Source organism: Mesorhizobium sp. M7A.F.Ca.CA.002.04.1.1, assembly GCF_004022805.1.
Taxonomy (GTDB): Bacteria; Pseudomonadota; Alphaproteobacteria; order Rhizobiales; family Rhizobiaceae; genus Mesorhizobium; species Mesorhizobium ciceri.
In genome coordinates this window covers 1-2,013 of the sequence record NZ_RZPL01000895.1, presented here as the reverse complement: position 1 = coordinate 2,013, position 2,013 = coordinate 1, and the positions used below count along the sequence as shown (strand labels likewise).

Sequence of the window (2,013 nt, the reverse complement as noted above, 5' to 3'; positions counted from 1 at the left end):
GCTTCAGCTTCGCCGAGTAATGATTCGGCGGCGCTTCGCTGCTGGGCGAGGTCGCTTTGGGAATTCCTGAGATTGTCGCGGCGCAGGCGAGCCGCCTTGGCGAAGGTCGGATAGGCGAAATGGTTGATGTCGGTGATGCCGGCCTTCTTTTCCTCGGCGGTAATCTGAAGCTCCAGCTCGACGGCCATGCGTTCGAACTCGGCGATCATCATGTCGAGCTGCAGCAGCTGCCGCCGCTTCTCATTCACCTGAAACTGTTTCAGCCGAACGAGGTTTTCACGTGACTTCATGATTCGGTACTCCCGGAAACGCACACCCGCACTTATCGTCCAAACCACCTGGAAACGCCCAGGCCGCACCCGTGTCCACCGGCTTTCCCCCAACTATGGGAAACAAAACCCTAAAGTTTTTTGCCGGCGGTAACCATTCGTTTACGGGCATTGTTAATCATACGGGTCAGGACTTAAGGCCGGGTAAAAATTCCGGCCACCGATGCGGAAGCGACGTCGATGAGTCCCTGGAGTCGCTTAGTCCAGGTTGTTAATGTGTTGCATTAGGAATTTGGTTCTGAGATTCGTTATTAGATTCAAGAGGGTGTAGAAAGAGGTTAAAAAATCTGGTACCGTCATGGACGGGAAATTAGGATTTGTTAACCATTCAATGGCAGCCTCTGCACAAGGCAACCACTGCTCCGGGTCCGGACGGGTCGTGAAATGGTCCGGCAGCAGAAAAGGGGAATAAAATGCGTGTTCTGCTGATAGAAGATGACAGTGCAACCGCACAAAGCATCGAACTGATGCTGAAATCGGAAAGTTTCAACGTCTACACGACCGATCTCGGTGAAGAGGGCGTCGATCTAGGCAAGCTCTACGACTACGATATCATTCTTCTCGACCTCAACCTGCCTGACATGTCAGGCTACGAGGTCTTGAGAACGCTTCGCCTTTCCAAGGTCAAAACACCTATTCTCATCCTCTCCGGCATGGCCGGCATCGAGGACAAGGTGCGCGGCCTCGGCTTCGGCGCAGACGACTACATGACCAAGCCATTCCACAAGGACGAGCTGGTTGCCCGCATTCATGCCATCGTGCGGCGTTCCAAGGGCCACGCCCAGTCGGTCATCACCACCGGCGACCTGGTGGTCAACCTCGATGCCAAGACAGTCGAAGTCGGCGGCCAGCGCGTGCACCTGACCGGCAAGGAATACCAGATGCTGGAGTTGCTCTCGCTACGCAAGGGCACCACGTTGACCAAGGAAATGTTCCTCAACCACCTCTATGGCGGCATGGACGAGCCTGAGCTGAAAATCATCGACGTCTTCATCTGCAAGCTGCGCAAAAAGCTCGACGCGGCATCGGGCGGTCAGAACTACATCGAAACGGTCTGGGGTCGCGGCTATGTGCTGCGCGAACCGGAAGACATTCGCGTCAGCGCCTGAGCGACGAATCGTTCGAATCTTTTCAATAAAAAACCCGGCTTCGGCCGGGTTTTTGCATGATGGGCTGGTAACGGTCTGCTTCTGGGCTTCCGAGCAGAAGACCGTCACGCACTTTTTCTGGAGTTGCTCAAGGATGCCGAATCAGGTGCGCTCTTCAAGGTGCGAAAGCGCTCGAGCAACTGCGGGCGGTTGAACGGCTTCAAGAGATAGCCCTGGGCGCCGGCTCGCTTGGCCCGCATGATCGAAGCAATATCGAGCTCGACCAGGGAAATCAGGATCTGCGGCCTTATCGGGCTCTCCATGGCGCGGACGCGACGGATGAGATCGACCGCCGGTACGTCGGGCAAGGCGCCATCGACGACGATGATGTCGGGCATGTCGGCGGCGCACATCTCCAGCGCGTCAAGTCCGCTGGCGGCCTCGATGACAATCATTTCGGAGCCGCCCAGGATGCGTTTTGCAACCTTCCTGATAACGCTTGAATCGTCGACGAACATGCAGCGTTTCATTTCCGGGTCCTCTTTGCCTTCTGGCAGTCCGGTAGCGTCGGGGGCATCCAGGACGCACCATAGGCC

3 protein-coding genes are annotated in these 2,013 nt (G+C 56.4%); 1 reads left to right on the top strand and 2 read right to left on the bottom strand.

What is annotated here, in order from left to right:
* Window positions 1–290 (bottom strand): flagellar export protein FliJ (locus ENZ75_RS30095; RefSeq protein WP_128278559.1); only part of this gene is annotated, 290 nt, incomplete at its 3' end.
* A 452-nt stretch (window positions 291–742) separates the two neighbouring features.
* Here ENZ75_RS30095 and ctrA point away from each other — a divergent pair.
* A complete protein-coding gene (gene ctrA, locus ENZ75_RS30090) occupies window positions 743–1,438 on the top strand; it encodes a cell cycle two-component system response regulator CtrA (protein WP_006203583.1) in 696 nt (231 codons plus the stop codon).
* A gap of 104 nt (window positions 1,439–1,542) precedes the next feature.
* Here the strand turns inward: ctrA and ENZ75_RS30085 are convergent, their stop codons facing one another.
* A complete protein-coding gene (locus ENZ75_RS30085) occupies window positions 1,543–1,947 on the bottom strand; it encodes a response regulator (protein ID WP_024504503.1) in 405 nt (134 codons plus the stop codon).
* Between the last annotated feature and the right edge of the window lie 66 nt (window positions 1,948–2,013).